This window comes from Sodalis sp. RH16 (assembly GCF_047324245.1).
GTDB lineage: Bacteria > Pseudomonadota > Gammaproteobacteria > Enterobacterales > Enterobacteriaceae > Acerihabitans > Acerihabitans ligni.
Map to the genome: position 1 here is coordinate 1,248,307 of NZ_CP178737.1, position 19,350 is coordinate 1,267,656.

At 56.9% G+C, this 19,350-nt stretch carries 18 protein-coding genes; 12 read left to right on the forward strand and 6 right to left on the reverse strand.

Going from position 1 to position 19,350, the window contains the following annotated elements; genetic code table 11:
• Positions 1-49 precede the first annotated feature (49 nt).
• Positions 50-1,390: a sugar ABC transporter substrate-binding protein gene (locus tag ACL2XJ_RS05690; RefSeq protein ID WP_413725939.1), complete on the reverse strand. Its 1,341-nt coding sequence runs from the start codon at positions 1,388-1,390 to the stop codon at positions 50-52.
• Between the two features lie 219 nt (positions 1,391-1,609).
• Positions 1,610-2,545 (reverse strand): LysR substrate-binding domain-containing protein, encoded by a 936-nt coding sequence (locus ACL2XJ_RS05695; RefSeq protein ID WP_413725940.1) that lies wholly within the window; start codon positions 2,543-2,545, stop codon positions 1,610-1,612.
• Positions 2,546-2,718: 173 nt separating this feature from the next.
• Between ACL2XJ_RS05695 and ACL2XJ_RS05700 the strand changes: the two genes are divergently transcribed.
• The 7 genes from ACL2XJ_RS05700 to ACL2XJ_RS05730 all read left to right on the forward strand — a co-directional run bounded on the left by ACL2XJ_RS05700 (position 2,719) and on the right by ACL2XJ_RS05730 (position 9,305).
• Entirely contained in the window at positions 2,719-3,669 is a 951-nt protein-coding gene (locus tag ACL2XJ_RS05700; RefSeq protein ID WP_203520428.1) for a branched-chain amino acid ABC transporter permease, read from the forward strand.
• A 9-nt stretch (positions 3,670-3,678) separates the two neighbouring features.
• Positions 3,679-4,788 (forward strand): ABC transporter permease subunit, encoded by a 1,110-nt coding sequence (locus ACL2XJ_RS05705; RefSeq protein ID WP_413725941.1) that lies wholly within the window; start codon positions 3,679-3,681, stop codon positions 4,786-4,788.
• Positions 4,785-5,555: an ABC transporter ATP-binding protein gene (locus ACL2XJ_RS05710; protein WP_413725942.1), complete on the forward strand. Its 771-nt coding sequence runs from the start codon at positions 4,785-4,787 to the stop codon at positions 5,553-5,555. Before ACL2XJ_RS05705 ends, ACL2XJ_RS05710 begins: the two co-directional genes overlap by 4 nt.
• On the forward strand, positions 5,548-6,261 hold the full coding sequence (locus tag ACL2XJ_RS05715) for an ABC transporter ATP-binding protein (RefSeq protein WP_413725943.1): 714 nt from the start codon (positions 5,548-5,550) through the stop codon (positions 6,259-6,261). Before ACL2XJ_RS05710 ends, ACL2XJ_RS05715 begins: the two co-directional genes overlap by 8 nt.
• 37 nt (positions 6,262-6,298) lie before the next feature.
• Positions 6,299-7,447 carry a branched-chain amino acid ABC transporter substrate-binding protein gene (locus ACL2XJ_RS05720; protein ID WP_413725944.1) on the forward strand — a complete coding sequence of 383 codons (1,149 nt, stop codon included), beginning with the start codon at positions 6,299-6,301 and terminating at the stop codon, positions 7,445-7,447.
• A gap of 72 nt (positions 7,448-7,519) precedes the next feature.
• A complete protein-coding gene (locus tag ACL2XJ_RS05725) occupies positions 7,520-8,068 on the forward strand; it encodes an L-2-amino-thiazoline-4-carboxylic acid hydrolase (RefSeq protein ID WP_413725945.1) in 549 nt (182 codons plus the stop codon).
• Positions 8,061-9,305 carry a M20 family metallo-hydrolase gene (locus ACL2XJ_RS05730; RefSeq protein ID WP_413725946.1) on the forward strand — a complete coding sequence of 415 codons (1,245 nt, stop codon included), beginning with the start codon at positions 8,061-8,063 and terminating at the stop codon, positions 9,303-9,305. Before ACL2XJ_RS05725 ends, ACL2XJ_RS05730 begins: the two co-directional genes overlap by 8 nt.
• A gap of 24 nt (positions 9,306-9,329) precedes the next feature.
• Here the strand turns inward: ACL2XJ_RS05730 and ACL2XJ_RS05735 are convergent, their stop codons facing one another.
• Positions 9,330-9,713, reverse strand: a complete 384-nt coding sequence (locus tag ACL2XJ_RS05735; RefSeq protein WP_203520414.1) for a carboxymuconolactone decarboxylase family protein — start codon at positions 9,711-9,713, stop codon at positions 9,330-9,332.
• Between the two features lie 94 nt (positions 9,714-9,807).
• Between ACL2XJ_RS05735 and ACL2XJ_RS05740 the strand changes: the two genes are divergently transcribed.
• The 5 genes from ACL2XJ_RS05740 to ACL2XJ_RS05760 all read left to right on the forward strand — a co-directional run bounded on the left by ACL2XJ_RS05740 (position 9,808) and on the right by ACL2XJ_RS05760 (position 15,209).
• The gene (locus tag ACL2XJ_RS05740; RefSeq protein WP_413725947.1) at positions 9,808-10,698 is read left to right on the forward strand and encodes a LysR family transcriptional regulator; all 891 of its coding nucleotides are present in this window, start codon (positions 9,808-9,810) and stop codon (positions 10,696-10,698) included.
• A 201-nt stretch (positions 10,699-10,899) separates the two neighbouring features.
• Entirely contained in the window at positions 10,900-12,183 is a 1,284-nt protein-coding gene (locus ACL2XJ_RS05745; protein WP_413725948.1) for an MFS transporter, read from the forward strand.
• Between the two features lie 32 nt (positions 12,184-12,215).
• Entirely contained in the window at positions 12,216-13,238 is a 1,023-nt protein-coding gene (locus ACL2XJ_RS05750) for a zinc-binding alcohol dehydrogenase family protein (RefSeq protein WP_413725949.1), read from the forward strand.
• Positions 13,239-13,246: 8 nt separating this feature from the next.
• Positions 13,247-14,011, forward strand: a complete 765-nt coding sequence (locus tag ACL2XJ_RS05755) for an SDR family NAD(P)-dependent oxidoreductase (RefSeq protein WP_203520406.1) — start codon at positions 13,247-13,249, stop codon at positions 14,009-14,011.
• Between the two features lie 157 nt (positions 14,012-14,168).
• Entirely contained in the window at positions 14,169-15,209 is a 1,041-nt protein-coding gene (locus ACL2XJ_RS05760; RefSeq protein WP_207917909.1) for an enolase C-terminal domain-like protein, read from the forward strand.
• A 10-nt stretch (positions 15,210-15,219) separates the two neighbouring features.
• On the opposite strand, the gene ACL2XJ_RS05765 is transcribed toward ACL2XJ_RS05760, so the two are convergent.
• Genes ACL2XJ_RS05765 through ACL2XJ_RS05775 form a run of 3 tightly spaced genes read right to left on the reverse strand, consistent with a single transcriptional unit; the run spans position 15,220 to position 19,294 of the window.
• Positions 15,220-16,638: an efflux transporter outer membrane subunit gene (locus ACL2XJ_RS05765; protein ID WP_413725950.1), complete on the reverse strand. Its 1,419-nt coding sequence runs from the start codon at positions 16,636-16,638 to the stop codon at positions 15,220-15,222.
• An 8-nt stretch (positions 16,639-16,646) separates the two neighbouring features.
• A complete protein-coding gene (locus ACL2XJ_RS05770) occupies positions 16,647-18,194 on the reverse strand; it encodes a DHA2 family efflux MFS transporter permease subunit (RefSeq protein WP_132924711.1) in 1,548 nt (515 codons plus the stop codon).
• Positions 18,191-19,294, reverse strand: coding sequence for an HlyD family secretion protein (locus tag ACL2XJ_RS05775; protein ID WP_132924710.1), 1,104 nt, complete (start codon positions 19,292-19,294; stop codon positions 18,191-18,193). The genes ACL2XJ_RS05770 and ACL2XJ_RS05775 overlap by 4 nt, the downstream gene beginning before the upstream one ends.
• Positions 19,295-19,350: the final 56 nt, after the last annotated feature.

Consider the following 19,350-nt stretch of genomic DNA (forward strand, 5'->3'; position numbering starts at 1 on the left):
TGGCAACAATGGAGACAGTACCGCCGGCGGCGCGGCGGTGGAAAAAACGTCAGCTTTTAACATTGGGGGACGGTCCGTCAAACTTGATCTTGTAATGATCGGCATACTCCGCCCGCACGCGCTCAAACTCGCCGTTATTACGCGCATCCGTATACTCTTTCGGCAATTGATAACCCGCCGGCTTGGGAATGCCGGTCCACTCCTTTTCCAGGTTGATGGGGTAAACATGCGCCTGGGGATCCCAATCGCTTGGGTGCAGCACATGGGAGAGACGCCTATAGTCAAAAGGCGCCACGCCGTTGTTATCGACAAAACGGCTACGATAAACATCCGCGTTGCGCCGGGTCAGGTTCAGCGATTGCCAGTTAAGCACCCGCTCCGAAGCGCGCGGCGTCCAACCGTGCGTAACATCGTAGATGCGAGCGGTAAACAATGCCGCCGCATAGGCGGGGCTATTGGCGCTGGTGGCAAGCTGGCTGCCGCCGATAATGGATTTCACCCCTTCGGTGGTGCCGTCGGCGCCCACTACCAAGACATCTTCGCCCGGACGCAGGCCGCGGGCGCGCAGAGCCGCCAGTACCCCCTGGGCGATATCGTCATTTTGCGCCACGATGCCCACCACGTTTTTATTGCGCGTCAGCAAATCGTCGGTAGCCTTCAGACCGTCTTCGCGGTTCCACTTACCCGGCAGTTTGTCCACCAGCCGCGTTTTCGGAAAGTCTTTGAAGGCATCGTCCCGGCCCCGGCTTCGGGCGATGTCCGATACATAACCGTCAATGCCGGTCACCGCCACGATATCGCCGCCGCCGAATTTCTCGGTGACGGTGCGCAGCAGCTCCACCGTCACCGCGCGGTGGGCTTCGAACTCTTCGGGCACGGCATACAGGGTGTAATACTCACTGGCGTCGAAAGGCGTAAACCACGGCAGCGTATTCCAGAAATTGCCGAAAAAAAGCTTATTTTGCTGCGCCAGGCTCGATACCCGCCGCAGCGAACTGCCGTCAGCCAGGTTGAATACCGCCCCGATTGCCCCAGCCACGGTTTGCTCTTCAAATTGATTCACCTGGCGCTGACCGTCGTTTTGCCCGTCCAGGAAAGCGTAAGGCAGGCCGAACTCACGGCTGGCCGCCTGGAATGCCTTATCGGTCTGCACGTTGTATTCGTTGACGTTAAAGGAGAGATAGGCCAGCTTCCCGCTGGGGGCCGCCACGGCCGCCGACGGAAATCCCAGCGTCAGGCTGGCGGTGGCGGCGGCCACCGCGCCGGCGGATGCCAGGGTCAGGAAATCGCGCCTGGACACGCCATGGGTATCCAGCCGGTCCAGATGCTTATCGATGATTTTCTTTTGCGTGAAATCGGGAAAATTGCGCGGATCTAAACGCCATGCCATGCAGTCGCTCCTGGATAAAAAATAACGTCAGGGCAATAGCCACCGACGAAATCACGTCTTATCCCACCGGCCATGCCGTGGTTAAGACCAGAAAGCCTGCTATTAGACGGTTAAATATCACGATTTAAAAATAACAATTTTAACTTTAAATAGTTATTTATTTAACATGAACCGGAAGCCTGAGTAACCTGCCGGCCGAAGGCGCGTGGAAAAACAGCCTTATCGCTGCGCCTCTTTGACCAGCCAATTTTGCAAATTCACCCCTTCCTTTGATAGCTCGCTGTCTTGCCTGACGCAGAGATAATAATCGCGCCCGTCGTCGATGGCATGGTCCGATAATTTCACCAGCTCTCCCGACAGCAGATATGGCGCGATCAGAGGCTCGCGCATCAGTGCGCAGCCCAACCCTGATTGCACGGCGGCCAGGGTCAGCAAGCCGTCCTCGAACAACGGTCCGGAACTGCGCAGCGGCCGTTTGACGCCGATGCTCTGGAACCATGCCATCCAGGTGTTGCGCTCTTCATCATGGAGCAACGGCATGGCTGAGAGCTGATCCGGCGTATCTATCAGGCCATGCCACTTGATAAAGCCCCGGCTGCAAACCGGAATCATCTCCCCCGACATCAATTTTTGGCAGCGATATCCCGGCCACTGGCCCGCGCCGAAGCGAATGGAAATATCCGCCGCGTCGCTTGGGTAGTTGCGATGGTTGGCATAGACAACGTTAATATCAATGTCGGGATTTTCCTGCAAAAAACCGCTCATGCGGGGGATAAACCAGCCCATGCCGAACAGCGGTATCAGGCTGATGGTTACCTGCCGGGAGGCGGATTGCTCCCTGACATGCTCCGTGGCCTGGCGTAACACGTTAAAGGCGGAGCGTATGGAACGATAATATTCGCGCCCTTCTGTACGTAAGATAAGATTGCGCCCTTGCCGTTCCGTCAGCGGCATTTGCAAAAAGGCTTCCAGAATTTTGAGCTGGTGGCTGACGGCGGAGGGTGAGATATCCAGTTCATGGGCGGCGGCGGTGACACTGCCCAAACGCGCGATGGCCTCGAAAGCCCGGACGGCCCGTAAAGGGGGATCGTCGGCCAAGGCCGTCGGCGGGATAAGGTCGTTCGGTGCATATCTATATTGTTCTGTTTTTTTCATATATTGATTCTTTCATCGCCAATCTGAATTGCTAATTTATTATTTATATAATTAAAACAATAAATTAAAAACTACTATTTTTGATATAAATAATTATTTATCGGTATTTCACTAATTAAACTAAACGATTAGGGTATGCCCATGCATTCCTTTTTATTTAGGACGTCCGCAGTATGGATACCTTTATCCAGCAAGCCATTAACGGGCTCACCCTCGGCAGCATTTATGCGCTGATGGCGCTCGGCTATACCATGGTGTACGGCATCCTGCGCATCATCAATTTTGCCCATGGCGATCTGCTGATGGTGGGGGCGCTCAGCGCACTGTCCGTCGTGACATTTCTTCAGCGCCATTTTCCCGGCCTGCCGGTTTATGTCCTGCTGCTGCTGGCGGTGTTGCTGTCGATGGCGGTATGCGCGCTGGTGGCTATGGCAATCGAACGCCTGGCCTATCGCCGCTTACGCCATGCTCCCCGCCTGGCGCCGCTGATCAGCGGCATCGGCGTGTCACTGCTGCTGCAAACCCTGGCGATGATTATCTGGTCGCGCAATCCGCTGATGTTTCCGCAGCTCCTGCCGATGGATCCCATCCCCCTCACCCGCGGCGACGGGACGCATGCTCCGGCGGTCATCACCGTTACCGGTATCGCCACGCTGGTTATCGCCTGCCTGGTGATGGCCGGTCTTTTGCTGTTGGTGGAACATAGCCGCCTGGGCCGCGCCATGCGCGCAACGGCGGAGAATCCCCAGGTCGCCGGCCTGATGGGTATCAATCCCGACCGCATTATTACCCTCACCTTTGCCATCGGCGGGACATTCGCCGCGCTGGCCGGCGTCATGATGGCCAGCAACTACGGCAACGCCGGTTTTTCCATGGGTTTCCTGCCGGGGATAAAAGCCTTTACCGCCGCGGTACTGGGCGGTATCGGCAATATTCGCGGCGCCATGCTCGGCGGCCTGCTGCTCGGCTTGATCGAATCCCTGGGAGCCGGTTATCTCGGCGAGCTCACCAAAGGTAACTTCGGCAGCAACTATCAAGACATATTCGCTTTTATTGTACTGATCGCCGTGCTGATTTTCAGGCCTTCCGGACTGTTGGGCGAACGCGTCGCCAACCGCGCCTAGGAACCGCTTATGACAACCCTCAATACTTTTTTCCCGGCTTCCCGCCGGCGCGCGCACCTCGGCATGTGGCTGTTTGTCGCCGGCCTGGCGCTGGCCCCGCTGCTGATAGGTCCGTCCGGAGGGAATTACTGGATCCGCGTGGTGGACTTCGCCCTGCTCTATATCATGCTGGCCCTCGGCCTGAATATCGTGGTGGGTTTCACCGGCCTGCTGGATATGGGTTTTATCGCCTTTTACGCTATCGGCGCATACCTTGCCGCGCTGCTCTCCTCGCCGCATTTGACCACGCAGTTTCCGCAGCTGCTGCAGTATTTTCCCCAGGGGCTCCATTTGTCGGTGATCATTATCGTTCCCCTGGCGGCTCTGCTCGCGGCATCATTCGGCATTTTGCTCGGCGCGCCGACGCTGCGCCTGCGCGGCGATTATCTGGCGATTGTGACGCTCGGCTTCGGTGAAATCATCCGTATTCTGATGCGCAATCTTGACCGCCCGGTGAACATTACTAACGGACCGAAAGGTATTTCAGGCATCGACCCGGCCTCGCTGTTCGGCCTTAGGTTCTCCGGCATGCATCAGTGGTTCGGCGTGCGCGTCTCATCCCTTTATCTCTATTACTACCTGTTTGCCGCGCTGATTCTGCTCATCATGTTTATATGCATTCGCCTGCAGCACTCGCGCATCGGCCGCGCCTGGACGGCCATTCGCGAAGACGAGGAAGCCGCGCGGACCATGGGTATCAATACCCGTGACTTTAAACTGCTGGCCTTCGCCATGGGCGCCGCCTTCGGCGGCATCGCCGGCGCGATGTTCGCTGCCTTCCAGGGCTTCGTTTCCCCCGAATCCTTTTCGCTACAGGAATCCATCGCCGTGCTGGCAATGGTGGTTCTCGGCGGGATGGGCAACATTCCCGGGGTTATTCTCGGCGCGCTGCTGCTGTCCGCGCTGCCGGAGTTTTTACGCAGCAGCACCGGCCCGTTGCAGCAGGCGCTGTTTGGCCAGGTAATCATCGACCCGGAAATCATCCGCCAGCTGTTTTACGGGCTGGCATTGATTTTGGTGATGCTCTTTCGCCCGGCCGGGCTATGGCCGACCCACCATCACGGGGAAAAGCATCCATGACGCCCCTCCTGGCCTTACGAAACGTCAGCAAGCGCTTTGGCGGACTGGTGGCGGTGGATGACGTCAATGTGACCGTCAACCAAGGGGAGATTTACGGCCTTATCGGTCCCAACGGCGCCGGGAAAACCACCCTTTTTAATCTGATTACCGGACTATACCGGGCGGATCGGGGGGTATTTGCACTGGCGGGCATGCCTTACCGGCCCCATGACATTGAAAAAGTCACCCGGGCGGGAATTGCCCGCACCTTTCAGAATCTGCGCTTATTCAATGACATGAGCGTTCATGAAAACGTGATGGTAGGCAGGCATGTGCGCACGCGCAATGGGTTATGGGCCGCCATCAGCCACCACCGGCGCGCGCGGGAAGAAGAAGCGCAGACCCACGAACGGGCCTACGAGCTGCTGGAGTATGTCGGCATCAGCCAATTCGCCCACTACCGCGCCGGCTCTCTTTCTTATGGACACCAGCGCCGGCTGGAGATAGCCCGCGCGCTGGCCACCGATCCGCTTCTCCTGGCGTTGGATGAACCCGCCGCCGGCATGAATGCCGCGGAAAAAGTCGATCTGAGACACCTGCTGATGCGCATCCGTGATGACGGCAAAACCCTGCTGCTGATTGAACATGACGTCAAACTGGTGATGGGGATCTGCGACCGGCTCACCGTGCTCGATTACGGCAAGGTGATAGCGGAAGGCGCGCCGGAGACGGTGCGCCGGGAACCGGCGGTAATCCAGGCATATCTGGGAGGGAACGCTCATGTCTGACCCACTGCTTTCCGTACGGGGATTAACCGTTTCCTATGGCGGGATCCATGCGGTCAAGGGGATCGATTTTGACGTCGCCGACGGGGAGCAGGTGACCCTGATTGGCGCCAACGGCGCGGGTAAGACCTCAAGCCTCAGGGCCGTGACCGGGCTGCAGGACTTTCGCGGCGAGATCCGGTTCGCCGGGAAATCCATTCGCGGTGTACCGCCTTATCATTTGCTAAAGCAGGGATTGGTCATGGTGCCGGAAGGCCGGGGAATTTTCGCCCGCATGACCGTACTGGAGAATTTGCAAATCGGCGCATACCTGCGCCGCGACGGCAATGGCGTCAAACGCGATTTGGCGGAAATTTATCGCATATTCCCACGCCTGAAGGAGCGCCTTTCACAACCGGCCGGCCTGCTGTCGGGAGGCGAACAGCAAATGCTGGCCATGGGCCGGGCCCTGCTCGGCAAACCGCGCCTGCTGATTTTAGACGAGCCCTCGATGGGGCTGGCGCCGATCATGGTTGAGGCCATTTTTTCGGTCATCCACCGCATCGGCGGACAGGGCGTAACGCTGCTGCTGGTGGAGCAAAATGCCCGCCTGGCGCTGCAAGCCACCCACCGCGCCTACGTGTTGGATAGCGGCTTGATAAGCCACAGCGGCAAATCCGGGGACATGCTGGACGACGCCAGGATCCGGCAGGCCTATCTAGGGGAATAACCACTTGATTTCACACTACTTACAACAAGGAACCTTTATGAAAAATACCTTTAGCAAACTGGCGCTGGCATCTTTGGTTTTAGCCGCCTTCAACAGCGCGGCGGCGAACGGCGAAACCGTCCTGATCGGCCTTGCCGGGCCCCTCACCGGCCCTTCCGCCCGAATCGGCAAGGATTTGGAGAACGGCGCGCAGTTAGCCATCACCGACGCCAATAATAAAAAACCGGTAATTGACGGCAAGGCCGTGACCTTCAAGCTGGTATCGGAAGATGACCAGTCCGATCCGCGCACCGCCGTTGCCGTGGCGCAACGCCTGGTGGACGAAGGCGTGGTGGGGGTGGTTGGGCATTGGAATACCGGGACCAGTATTCCGGCGGCCCGGATTTACCATGACGCGGGCATTGCCCAGGTGGCGCCGGTCGCCACCGGCCATGCCTATACCCAACAGGGTTTTGACACCAGTTTCCGCGTCATGGGCCACGATGACGACGGCGGCAATGATGCCGGGCAATACGCGGTAAACGTGTTGAAAGCCAAACGTATTGCCGTTCTCGACGATCGTACCGCCTTCGGCCAAGGCCTGGCCGACGAATTCATCAAGTCCCTTAAGGCACAGGGAGTAGATATGATCGATCGCGAGTATATCGATGATAAGACCGTTGATTTCAGCGCCGTTCTCACCAATATCCGCAGTAAAAACGCCGATCTGATCTTTTTCGGCGGCGTGGACTCGCAGGCGGCGCCGCTCGCCAGGCGCATTAAACAGCTCGGGCTGCCCGCCACGCTGATGGGCGCGGGCGGCTTTGTCAGCCAGACCTTCCTGACGCTGGCGCAAAAAGAGGGGGAAGGGGTGGTGGCGCTGGAGCCAGGCCTGCCCATTGATAAAATGCCGGGGGGCAAAGCATTCGAACAGGCCTATATCGACCGCTACAAGACCCATATAGAACTGCACGCCCCGTTTGCTTATGACGCCACCAGCGTGCTGATTGACGCTATAGAACAGGCCGACTCCACCGATCCGGCGAAATACCTGCCGAAACTGCGCGTCATCAAACATCAGGGCGTCACCGGAATCATTGCGTTTGACGGCCAGGGCAACCTGCTCAATCCCACATTCACCGTTTATCGGGTGACTAACGGCAAATGGGTGCCGCAAAGCGTACTGGGCGGCGGCGCCGGCAACTGACCCTACGGCCCGGACCGGCCTTGGCCGGACCCCATTACCCGCAATAATGCCATACCATAAAGGAGCAAGACGATGTCCTGCCAACATTCCTGTCAGCAGCATTCCGGCCAACACCATTCCGGCCAACATAGAAACGACCTGGGCATATTGGCCCGTCGGCGCATCGAGGCCGAAATCATAAAACCCATTTATGAGATTCTGGTGCGCGACTTCGGCAAAGCCCGGGCGCAAGAGGTCATCGGCGAGGCCGTAGAGAACGCGGCCATCGCCGCCGGCAAGGATTTTGCCCGCCGCGAGCCGGCCGGCGCCGATATCCAAAGCTTTGTCGCCCTGCAGTACCTGTGGGAGAAAGACGATGCATTGGAGGTGAAAATACTCTCCAGCGATGATCGGCATTTTGACTATGACGTCCATCGCTGCCGCTATGCCGAGATGTACCATGAGATGGGGCTGGGGGAAATCGGCCACCTGCTCTCCTGCGCCCGGGACAGCAAGTTTATCGTCGGCTATGCCCCCGAGGTCAAACTGACCCGCACGCAAACCATCATGTCCGGGGCGCCGCGCTGTGACTTTCGCTATGCGGTGGACGAAAAAGACACCGGGGGCGGCAAGCATGAGTAATATCACTACCGTCAATGGCGAACGTTTATGGCAAACCTTGCAAATCATGTCCGGGTTCGGCGCCATTGCCAAAGACGGCGTATGTCGTCTGGCCCTGAGCGAAGAAGACCGGCTGGCGCGGGATTGCCTCAAAAATTGGGCGCTGGGCGCCGGTTGCCGGGTCCGGGTGGATCGCATGGGCAATATGTTCCTGCGCCGCGAAGGGACGCGCCCGGAGCTGCCCGCGGTGGTCACCGGATCCCATATGGATTCACAGCCCAACGGCGGCCGTTTCGATGGCGTCTATGGCGTGCTGGCCGGCCTGGAAGCGCTGCGGACCCTGAACGACACGCACATTCAAACCGAACGCGCCATAGAAGTCATTAACTGGACCAATGAGGAAGGCGCCCGCTTCGCCCCGGCAATGATCGCCTCCGGCGTCTTTGCCGGCGTCTTCGACCTGCAATTCGGTCATAGCCGCCGGGACCAGAACGGCGTCACGCTCCTGGAAGCGCTGCGCCAAATCGGCTACGAAGGCGAACACCCGGTGGGCGGGTTTCCCATCCATGCCGCCTTTGAACTGCATATTGAACAAGGCCCGATTCTTGAAGCCGAGAACCGGCAAATCGGCATCGTCACCGCCGCCCAGGGCCAACGCTGGTTTGAAGCGGAGATAGTTGGCTTCAGCGCCCATGCGGGCACCACCCCGATGGATAAACGCCGGGACGCGCTGTTGGGCTTTGCCCGCATGGTGGAGGAGGTCAACCGGATCGGCCGGACCTTCATGCCGGACGGACGGGCCACCGTCGGTATGGCGCAAATCAGCCCGAATTCCCGCAATGTCGTGCCCGGCCGGGTTTTTTTCAGTATCGAATTCCGCCATCCTGACGAGACGGTACTTGAGCAAATGGAATGCCTGCTGCGTGAAGCCATAAACATCGTCAATAACGGTGAACTTGAGGCGGTTGTCAAACGCATATTAGATTATCCGCCGGTGAAATTTGACCAAAGCTGCATCGCCAGCATACGCGACGCGGTTAAGGCGCTTGGCTATTCCCATCGGGATATGGTATCCGGCGCGGGACATGACGCCTGCTATCTTAATGAGTCCGCGCCCACCGCCATGATTTTTATCCCCTGCGTCGACGGCATCAGCCATAACGAAGATGAAAATATTCACCCCCACTGGGCCACCGCGGGGGCGAATGTGTTGATTAATGCGCTGCTGGATAAAGCGGGCCGGGTCAATGCGGCATGAGAATATGCCAGGCTTACCATGATCTCAGCTTGCTTCTGGCTCTTGAGAAAAAATGTCCTTCGCTGCAAACAGTCCGTTGAGAGCTGCCGGAAAGCCTGCATAGACCGCCATCTGCATAATGATTTCGACAATTTCCTGCCGGGAACAACCCACATTTCGGGCGCCGTGAATATGTACCTTAAGCTGTGGCGAAGCGTTTCCCATGGCGGTGAGCGCCGCCACCACGGCAAGTTCACGAATTTTAAGGTCAATGCCCGGTCTTGAGTAGATATCGCCAAACGGAAACTCAATGAGCAGCCGGGCAAAGTCAGGGGCGATATCACGCAGACTGTCAATGACCTTCTCACCCGCGTGGCCATCCACCTCATTAAGCTTCGCTAAACCGCGTACGTAACGTTCGTTATCCATAAATCCTCTTTGGTTGCCGGGTTGATGCGCTGAAGGCACTGTATGTTTTACGCAGCAGGTTCAGCCAATACTTTTTTTGTGATACCTTTTCGGTATGAATGAATCCATTGACCTGCGACAGTTCCGCTACTTTCTGGCGGTCAGCGAGGAGCTTAATTTCGGGCGCGCGGCCGCACGTCTGTACATATCCCAGCCGCCATTAAGCCGACAGATCCGCCAGTTGGAAGACCGGCTTGGCGTTGAGCTGTTTTTGCGGACCAAATCGGGTGTGGTATTGACGAAAGCGGGGGCGGCATTTCTACCGGAGGCCAGGCGCACGTTGGCTCAGGCGGAAAAGGCGATAGCAGCCGCCAGGGCGGCGCGGAGCAGCGCGGGCGGACAATTTCTCATAGGCTACACCACGGTGTTTGATCGCAGCGTCATACCCGACGTGCTCGAACCTTTACAGCAGCGCTTTCCGGATTTTCGGCTCGTCACCCAGGGTAAACATTCAATAAGCCTGGTGCGGGACATCAAGAACGGGATAATGGATGTCGCCTTTATCGGCCTGCACACCGAGACCAAGGGCCTTAAGACCGAGACACTGCTTGAGGAGCCGCTTATTGCCGCCCTGCCCGCCGGCCATCCTCTTGCCCATAAGCGCAGGCTTGGGTTCGATGACCTGCGCAGCGAGGCGATTTTCCGGTTTGAGCGCTGGTTGAATCCCGGTTATTACGACCATTGCCACGCATTCTTCGAAAAAATCGACTTCAAGCCCAAAACGATTCCAGAACCCGACGACCACCACATCTTGCTAGGCCTTATCGCCGAAGGACAAGGCATCGCGTTAATCCCCGCCTCGCTAAAGCATGTCAAACGGCGCGGCGTGGTCTTCCGGCCGCTGAAAGACGAGGCCGCAACACTGTCAAGCGGCATCGCCGTGGCATACGACGAACGCAATCCGTCAGCAATCCTGGCTGGGTTCCTGGCACTCGTCAGGTCTTGAACGCCGCGTCAAGCGCCGGATGCGGCAGCAAAAATGTGAGCTGAGTTACAAATACAAGACATCCCGCCTCAACCTGTTTGACAGGTTTACACGTTGTATCTATTTTCTAACTACTCGGTCATCAGCAATTGCCGCAACAAGCCAATGTCATCCAATTCCATCATCCAGGTAGGATAAGCCGGGCGAGCAGAGGAACTGACTATGTTCAAGCGTCAATATTCAAAAATTGTTTTTTTGCTGTTCATCGCTGGGGCAATAAACTACCTTGACAGGGCCGCTTTTTCTGTCGCCATGCCTTATATCAAGGCGCATCTGGGATTAAATCCTGTTGAAATAGGTTTCATACTCAGCAGTTTCTTTTTTGGCTATGCCCTGTTTAATTTTGTTGGCGGCTATTTATCCGATCGCTATGGCCCGGGAAAAGTATTTGCGATAGCAATGGTTTCGTGGTCTTTATTTTGCGGACTTACGGGGGTCGCTTTTAACTATGTGATTTTATTTATAATACGCGTGCTCTTTGGTATGAGCGAAGGGCCGATGGGTACGACAGTTAACAAAACGGTCAGTAATTGGGTACCTCTGAGTAAACGGGTAAGGGCTGTAGGCATAGCTAACGCGGGCAACCCATTGGGAGGCGCGATAGCGGGTCCCATTGTCGGCCTTATCGCGGTGATGTGGAGCTGGCGTATTTCATTCTTCATCATGATGTGCCTGGGATTTATCTGGACTTTTTTTTGGTTGAAAGCGTTTACCGACCACCCTCGTGATAATCCCCACGCCAGCAAAACAGAGGTGGAAGAATATGAGAACAGCATTCTGGATCAGGCCTCTCATGATAGCGAAACCCAAACTCTTCCGCTGAAAGAGTACCTGAAAAAACCGATGATCCTGGCCACAGCGATGGCTTTCTTTGCCATTAATTATATTCTCTATTTCTTTTTGACCTGGTTCCCAAGTTATTTGTCCATGTCGAGAGGACTGAATATCCAGCAGCTGAGCATTGCTTCCTCGATTCCATGGATTATCGGCAGTATTGGCATGGCGTTAGGAGGAGTCGCCTGCGACATTTTATATAAGAAAACGAATAATCTTATATTGTCCCGAAAAGCGATCCTGGTGGTTGCCCTTATTTTATCATCCTTGTGCCTGATTTTTTCCGCTTATGTCCAATCCCTGGTAGGGGCGGTAGTCATGATGGCGCTGGGTATCTTCTTTATGTATCTTGCCGCCGCGGCGCCCTGGGCTCTGGTGGCTGATAATGTAAGTAGCAGGAATGTCGGCAGCGTGGGGGGATTTATTCATCTTATTGCCAATACGGCCGGCGTCATCGCGCCGATCTTGACAGGATTCATTGTGCAATACACGGGAAATTTCATAGCTGCATTTATCCTTACAGGTGTGATAGGCGTTATCGGCGCTCTCTGCGTGGCCCTGTTTGTCCGGGTCTCTCCATTGATGGAATCTGCTGAGAAATCGCCTACATAGCAAATATTTCTTATCATTTAGGGCAGAAATTCATGAAAGCGTTAATTATTGATCGTAACAGTCAAACCCGCTTTGACGATATTCCAGAGCCATCGATTAAAGAGGGTGAAGTGCTTGTTTCCGTGGAATATGTCGGGCTATGCGGCTCTGACTTGAATACCTGGCGCGGGTTGAACCCGCTGGTGGTCTATCCCTGCCTGCCCGGACATGAAATCGGCGGCACCGTTATGCAGGTAGCGGAAGATGTCACCAAGTGCCAGGTAGGCGATCGCGTCACCATATTGCCTTATACCGCCTGCGGCGAATGCAGCTCCTGTAAAAAAGGCCGGCCCAACGCCTGCAAATACAACCAGACCCTGGGGGTTCAGCGGCAAGGCGGCATGGTCAGGAAACTCGCCGTGCCTTTCCAAAAAGCGCTGGTCTGTAACCAATTGAACAGCCGGCAGCTGGCCCTGATTGAACCGCTGTCGGTAGGACTGCACGCCGCCCGGCGGGGAGCGATAAACGTGGGCGAGTGGGTGGTTATCATTGGCTGCGGCGTTATCGGCCTGGGGACCATTGCGGCGGCGGCGGCGATGGGGGCCAGAGTCATTGCCGTGGATATTGACGACCGGAAAGAAGCGGTTGCCCTTGCCTGCGGCGCAACCCGCTTCATCAATAGCAGCAAATCCGATCTCGTTGAGATTGCCGGTGGACTCGATGAAGGACGAGGTCCGTCCCTGGTCATCGAAGCGGTGGGCCTGAGCAGCACTATCGAGCTTGCCGTTGACCTGGTCGCCTTTGCGGGACGGATTGTCTATGTCGGCTATGCCAAAAAACCCGTTACCTTTGATAGCGCGATCTTTTTGCTGAAGGAACTTGATATCCGCGGATCGCGAGGGGCCACGGAAGCGGATTTCCGCGCCGTTATTGCGCTGATGGAACAGAATCGTTATCCGGTGGAATTGCTTATCAGCGCTTATTATCCCCTTGGAAAAGCCGATCGCGCGCTGGAACACTGGGCGAGCGACCCGGGAGCCGTCACTAAAATTTTAGTTGAGCTTCAATCAGAATAAGGTGGCGTATGTCGCAGGCAAACGTATTCTCATTGCAAGGTAAAACCGCCTTGATTACCGGCGGATCCCGCGGGCTGGGTTTTGCCATTGCGCAGTGCATGGCGGATAGCGGCGCGAAGGTTATTATCACATCACGGCACCAGGAGGATGCTCAACGGGCGGCCGAAGCCCTGGGCCCTCAGGCTTTTGGATATGCTTTTGACGTCGCTGACACAGAAACAACCCGGCAATGGGTTAGCGGTTTACTGGCGGAACATGGCCGCATCGATATATTGGTTAATAACGCGGGGAATCACTGTAAAAAATCCATCGAGGAGATGAGCGTCGGGGATTTTGAATCCATTATCGATGTGCATATCGTGGGTGCCTTTGCATTAACAAAAGCCCTGGTGCCGCATATGAAGCAATACGGTAACGGCAACATACTTTTTATGGCCTCGATGGCGTCTTTTATCGGCGTCCCTTATGTGTCGGGTTATTCAGCGGCAAAATCAGCCTGTCTCGGGCTAGTCCGGGCGTTGACGACTGAACTGGCGGATTCGGGCATCCGGGTCAATGGTATTGCTCCCGGCTGGATTGATACGCCAATGTTAAGAAAGGCCATTGCCGGAGATAAAGAACGTAGCCAGAAGATTCTCAACCGAACGCCAATGAAAAAATTCGGCACACCCAAAGATATTGGCTGGGCTGCTGTTTATCTCGTCTCTGATGCCGCCGCCTTTGTTAGCGGGCATGTATTGGTGGTTGATGGCGGAGCATTGATCGGCTTTTAACGGAATAACGATCCGCTCAGTCACCCTATGCGCTCCGGCCCTATTCAAAAACATTATTAATGCCTATTCAGGGGGAAAAATGAAAGTCACCGCGTTGGAAACATGGCATTGTGCAAGAAACCTCAGCTTATTCCCCGAAAACAGATCGGGTGCCAATATGTCATGGGATGTTGTAGTGATTAAGCTGCACACCGATGCCGATATCGCGGGCGAAGCATGCGCATTGGCAGCCCGTTCAGGCATTATTACCGAGAACTATCTGCATGAAAATATCGCGCCTCTGGTCCTGGGACAGGATGTGACGGAACGGGAACGCATCTGGCACGAGCTCTGGACCCTCGATCGTCATCTAACCTTCTTTCCCAATTATTTGCCCGGCCCGGTAGATGTGGCGCTGTGGGATATTGCGGCGAAAGCGGCTGATTTACCGCTGTTCAGATATCTCGGCGCCTATCGTAATAGCTTACCGGTCTATGCCAGCGGGCTGTTCCACGGTGAAACCGAGGAGTATATCAAGGAAGCCCTTCACTATAAAAATTTGGGGATTCAAGGGTATAAAGTTCACTCCCCCGGCCCGTGGCGAAAAGATATTCAAGTTCATGAAGCACTGCGCCATGCGGTAGGAGATGACTTTTTACTGTTTGCCGATCCGGTGGGGGATTACACCTTAAGCGAGGCTATCAAGGTTGGCCGTTCACTTGAAGAGATGAATTACGAATGGTTTGAAGAACCGTTCAGGGATTTTGAACTGACCAAATACCAGCAGTTATGCGCCAGTCTGGACATTGCCATTGCCGCGACGGAAACAACCCGAGGGGCGCATTGGGGAGTTGCGCAGGCCATTGCGCAACAGGCGGCCGATATCGTCCGCGCCGATGTATCCTGGAAAACCGGGATCACCGGCACACTAAAAATTGCCCATATGGCTGAAGCAAACGGACTGAATTGCGAAATCCATACCACCACCATGGGGTTGATGGATATTGCGAATCTCCATGTCTCCTGCGCCATTAAAAACTGTGACTATTTTGAGTATTTTGTGCCTGAGCACGCTTTTATGTTCCCGCTGTTAAATAAGCTTCCTATCGACGATAAAGGGATTATCCATGTCCCGGAACAACCTGGCCTGGGTGTTGAACTTGACTGGGATGAAATCAAAAAACTCTGCGTATCCCATCGTATAAGCGAGTTTGGTTGAAGCGCTTCATTCAGCCGGCGCCGTCCTGCCAGCCCAGCCCCAGGCTTTTTTGCAGCGCGACGAAGTCTAATGCCAGGGAGGTTTGCGCCTGGATGCGGTTCTGCCCGGCGGTAAGCGCCGTACGCTGGGTATCCAGCAGGTCAATCAGGCTGGAGACGCCGGCGCCATAGCGTTGGCTGACCAGTGCGCTGTCGCGGTCGGCGGTATTTTCCACCTGCAGATAATTCACCAGCGTCTGGCGCTGCTGACCGTAGCGCGACAGCGAGCTGTTGGCGTCCCGCAGCGCATCCAGCACGGTCTTGCGCCATTGCGCTTCGGCTTCGTCCCGCTGTGCCTTGGCCACGTTGATTTGTGACCGAACCCGGCCGAAATCCAGGATATTCCACTGCAGCATCGGAATGAGCATCCAGGACTCATTTTCCTGCCTGTATATTTGACCGCTGTCTGAACTGCTAAAACCCAGCAGACCGCGCAGGGTGACCTTGGGGTAAAGATCCGCCACATGCTCGCCGACGGTGGCCGTACTGGCGGCTAACTGGCGCTCGGCGCTACGGATATCCGGCCGATGGCGCAACAGGGACACCGGGTCGCCGGCATTGACCCGGTCGGGCTGCGCCGGCAGACGGTCGGCACTCGCCAGCAGCGTATCCAGCGCGCCGGGCGTCAAACCCGAGAGGAATGCCAACTGGTCCTGGTAATCGTTAATATCCGCCTGCAGTGACGGAATCTCCGCCCGGCTGTTTTCCAACTGCGTTTGCAGCCGGTTGACGTCGCTATCGTTTGCCGCGCCGCGCTCGCGCCGCTGGCTCACCAGATCCAGCGCCTTTTGCTGTAATTGCAGGTTTTGATTGAGGTTTGCCAGCCGCTCGCGCGTGCCGCACAACAGCAGGTAATTGCGCGCCACTTCGGCGGCGATGGAGACCTGCGTATCCGCCAGGCTGGCCTCGCTGGCCTGCGCCTGCGCCCGGCCGGCTTGCACCGCGCGGCGCTCCTGGCCGAACAAATCCAATTCCCAGCTGGCGTCAAAGCTGCTGCTGTAGAGGTTCATCGGGTTATCGCCCCCCAAGCCGATGCTGTCGGGCAATTTGGCGCGCGCCGCCAGGGCGCTGGCATTCAGTTTCGGATATTGCTGGGCTTCGTCGCCCATAAGCGTCGCCCGCGCCTCCTTCAGACGGGCGGCGGCAATGGCGAGGTCCGGGTTATGCCGCAGGGCATTATCGATAAGCCCGTTCAGCCGCGGGTCATGAAATGCCAGCCACCAGCGCGCCTGCGCCGGTTGCGTGCCGACGCCGGAAGAAGGCAAGCGCTGGAATTGACTCACCGCGGGCGCGGCGGGCGGTCCCTGATAGTCCGGCCCCACGCTGCAGCCCGCCAGCAGCAAAGCCAGCGTGGCCGGTAAAAACAGTTTCCCGTATGCATCAGTGGTCATTTTGATTTTCACTTATGGGTTAAACGCGGCGCGCGCAGCAGCAACGCCAGCGGAATACAGCACATCAGGGCGATGCCAAGCAGGAAAAACGACTCGGAATAGGTCATTACCGCCGCCTGCTGATTGATTTCATTCGCCAATTGCGCCATGGCCTGCATTTTGGCGTGCCAAATATCGCCATGCTCGCTGGCGAACAGAGCGGTATTGCCGGACAAGCGGCTGTCCGCCAGCGGCGAGTTGGCGGTCACGGACTCCCGGATAATGTCGCTGTGCAATTTGTTCTGGCGGTCGATAAACACGCCCATCAGCGCCAGGCCCACCGAGCCGCCGAGATTGCGCATCATGTTATACAGCCCGGCGGCATCCGCCGCTTCTTCATTGCTCACTGCCGCCATCGATGCTTGATTGAGCGGCATCATTGCCATGATTTGCCCGGCGCCCCGCAGCAGCTGTGAGTAGAAAAAATCATTGCCGGCGCTCTGCGCGGTGAGCGTGGTATCCAGAAAACAGCTCACCGCAAACAGGATAATCCCGGTAATAACCAGCAAGCGCGCATCCACACGGCCCAGCAGACGCGGCAATATGGGCATCATCAGCAGGCTGGGAATGCCGGAAATCAACAATACGTTGCCGGACTGCAGGGCGTTATAACCGACAATTCCGCTCAGAAACTGCGGCAGTAAATAAAGTACGCAATACAGGCCCATGCCGACGACAAACACGATGACCAGCACGCTGGCAAAACGCGGGTTAGCCAGCAGGGAGAGGCGAATAACCGCTTTTTTGGCGGTAACCTGGGCTATCGCCAGACAAATGAATCCCACGACCATCACCACCGTCAGCCAAATGATGAGGTTCGACTCAAACCAGCGATCCCGCTGGCCCTCCTCCAGCACCACCGTCAAACTGCTCAGAGCCGCGCTCAAGCCGAAAATGCCCAGCCAGTCCGCTTTGAAAAAGTCGTCCCAGACGGGCTTCTCCGGCGGCAGGCCCAGCAACAATAACAGCACCAGGCCGGCGCTCACCGGAATATTGAGGAAGAAGCACCAGTTCCAGCTGACGTTTTCAGCCAGCCAGCCGCCCACCACCGGCCCGAGCACCGGCCCGAGGATAACGATAACGCCGAACAGCGACATCCCCAACGGCAACTGGCTGCGCGGCAGGCGGGTACGGATAATCATCTGCGCGGTGGGGATCATTGCGCCGCCGGCAAAACCCTGGCCGATTCGGCCGATGATCATTTGCGCCAAACTGTCGGCAGTGCCGCACATAATGGAAAAAAACGTGAACAGCAGGGCGCAGCCCACCAGAAAATTGCGCAGGCCCAGCAGGCGGCTCAGCCAGCCCGCCAGCGGGATCATGACGATTTCCGACATCAGGTAGCCGGTGGAAATCCAGGTGCCTTCCGTACCGGTTGCGCCGATTTCGCCCTGGATTTGCGGCAGCGCCGAGTTGGTTATGGAGATATCCAGCGTCGCCATCAGCGCACCCAGCGCGCCGGCCAGCACGGCTATCCAGTCCGTGATATCGGCTTTTTCCCGCACTGACTCACTCATGGCTGCGTACGCTGCCGGGACGGATGCGTATCCACATCAACAGACACCGACATGCCCGCTACCAGACGTTTCAACTCGTCGGAATGTTCGGTAATCCGGATGCGCACCGGTACGCGCTGGACGATTTTGGTAAAGTTGCCGGTGGCGTTATCCGGCGGCAGCAGCGCAAACAATGAACCGGTGCCGGGGGCGAAACTCTCCACCTGGCCCTGGAAGTCATGGTCCGGAAGAGAGTCCACATGCAGCGTGGCCGGCTGGCCGGGGCGCATGTTGGTCAGTTGCGTTTCCTTGAAGTTCGCCACCAGATAAATGTCATCATTCGGCACCACGGTTAACAGCCGAGTGCCGGGCTGAACATACTGGCCTACGCGCACGGCGCGGTCGCCCACAAAACCGTCGATGGGGCTACGGATCACCGTATCGCGCAGATCGATACCGGACTGTTGCCGGTTCGCCCGGGCGGAGGATAATTGCGCTTTGGCTTGTTCAATCTGCGCCTGCATGGACCGGATCTGCGCCGAAGCCGATTTCACCGCCGCCACGTTGGCGTCGTAATCCGCCTGCGCCTGGTCCCGGCTACGGCCCAGATCGGTGAGCTTCTCCTGATTTTCCGCGCCGCTGGCCGCCAGCGGCCGGTAGCGCTGGTATTCGTGCTCCGCATAATGCAGTTGCACCAGCGCCGACCGCTGGCGTGCCTGCGCCTCTTCTATTTCCGCCTGCTGGCGGGTAATTTCCGCCGTGGCGCGGTCAATATCCGCCTGGTTGGACAAAATAGTGGCGTCCGCCTGGTCAAGGCGCGCCTGATACTGATCGTCCTCCAACCGCACCACCGGCTGCCCGGCGCCGATCCTCTGGTTATCCTTCACCAGCACCTCGCGCACATAACCCGTGACCTTCGGTGCCAGCGTCACGCTGTCGGCCTGCAAATAGGCATCGTCGGTGGATTCGCTAAAACGGGCGACCAGCAGCCAGTAAAGCAGCCCCGCCGCCAGCAGAACGGCGCCCGCCAGCACCAGATAAAGCAGGATGCGGCGTTTTCGACGCGGTCGTATGGGAACAGGAGGCTGTGAAGCGCTAGGAGTTGAAGCTGTTGTAGCCATGGATGACGATAAGCCTTTATGAAATTATTCCAATTGGAACAACTATTCCATATGGA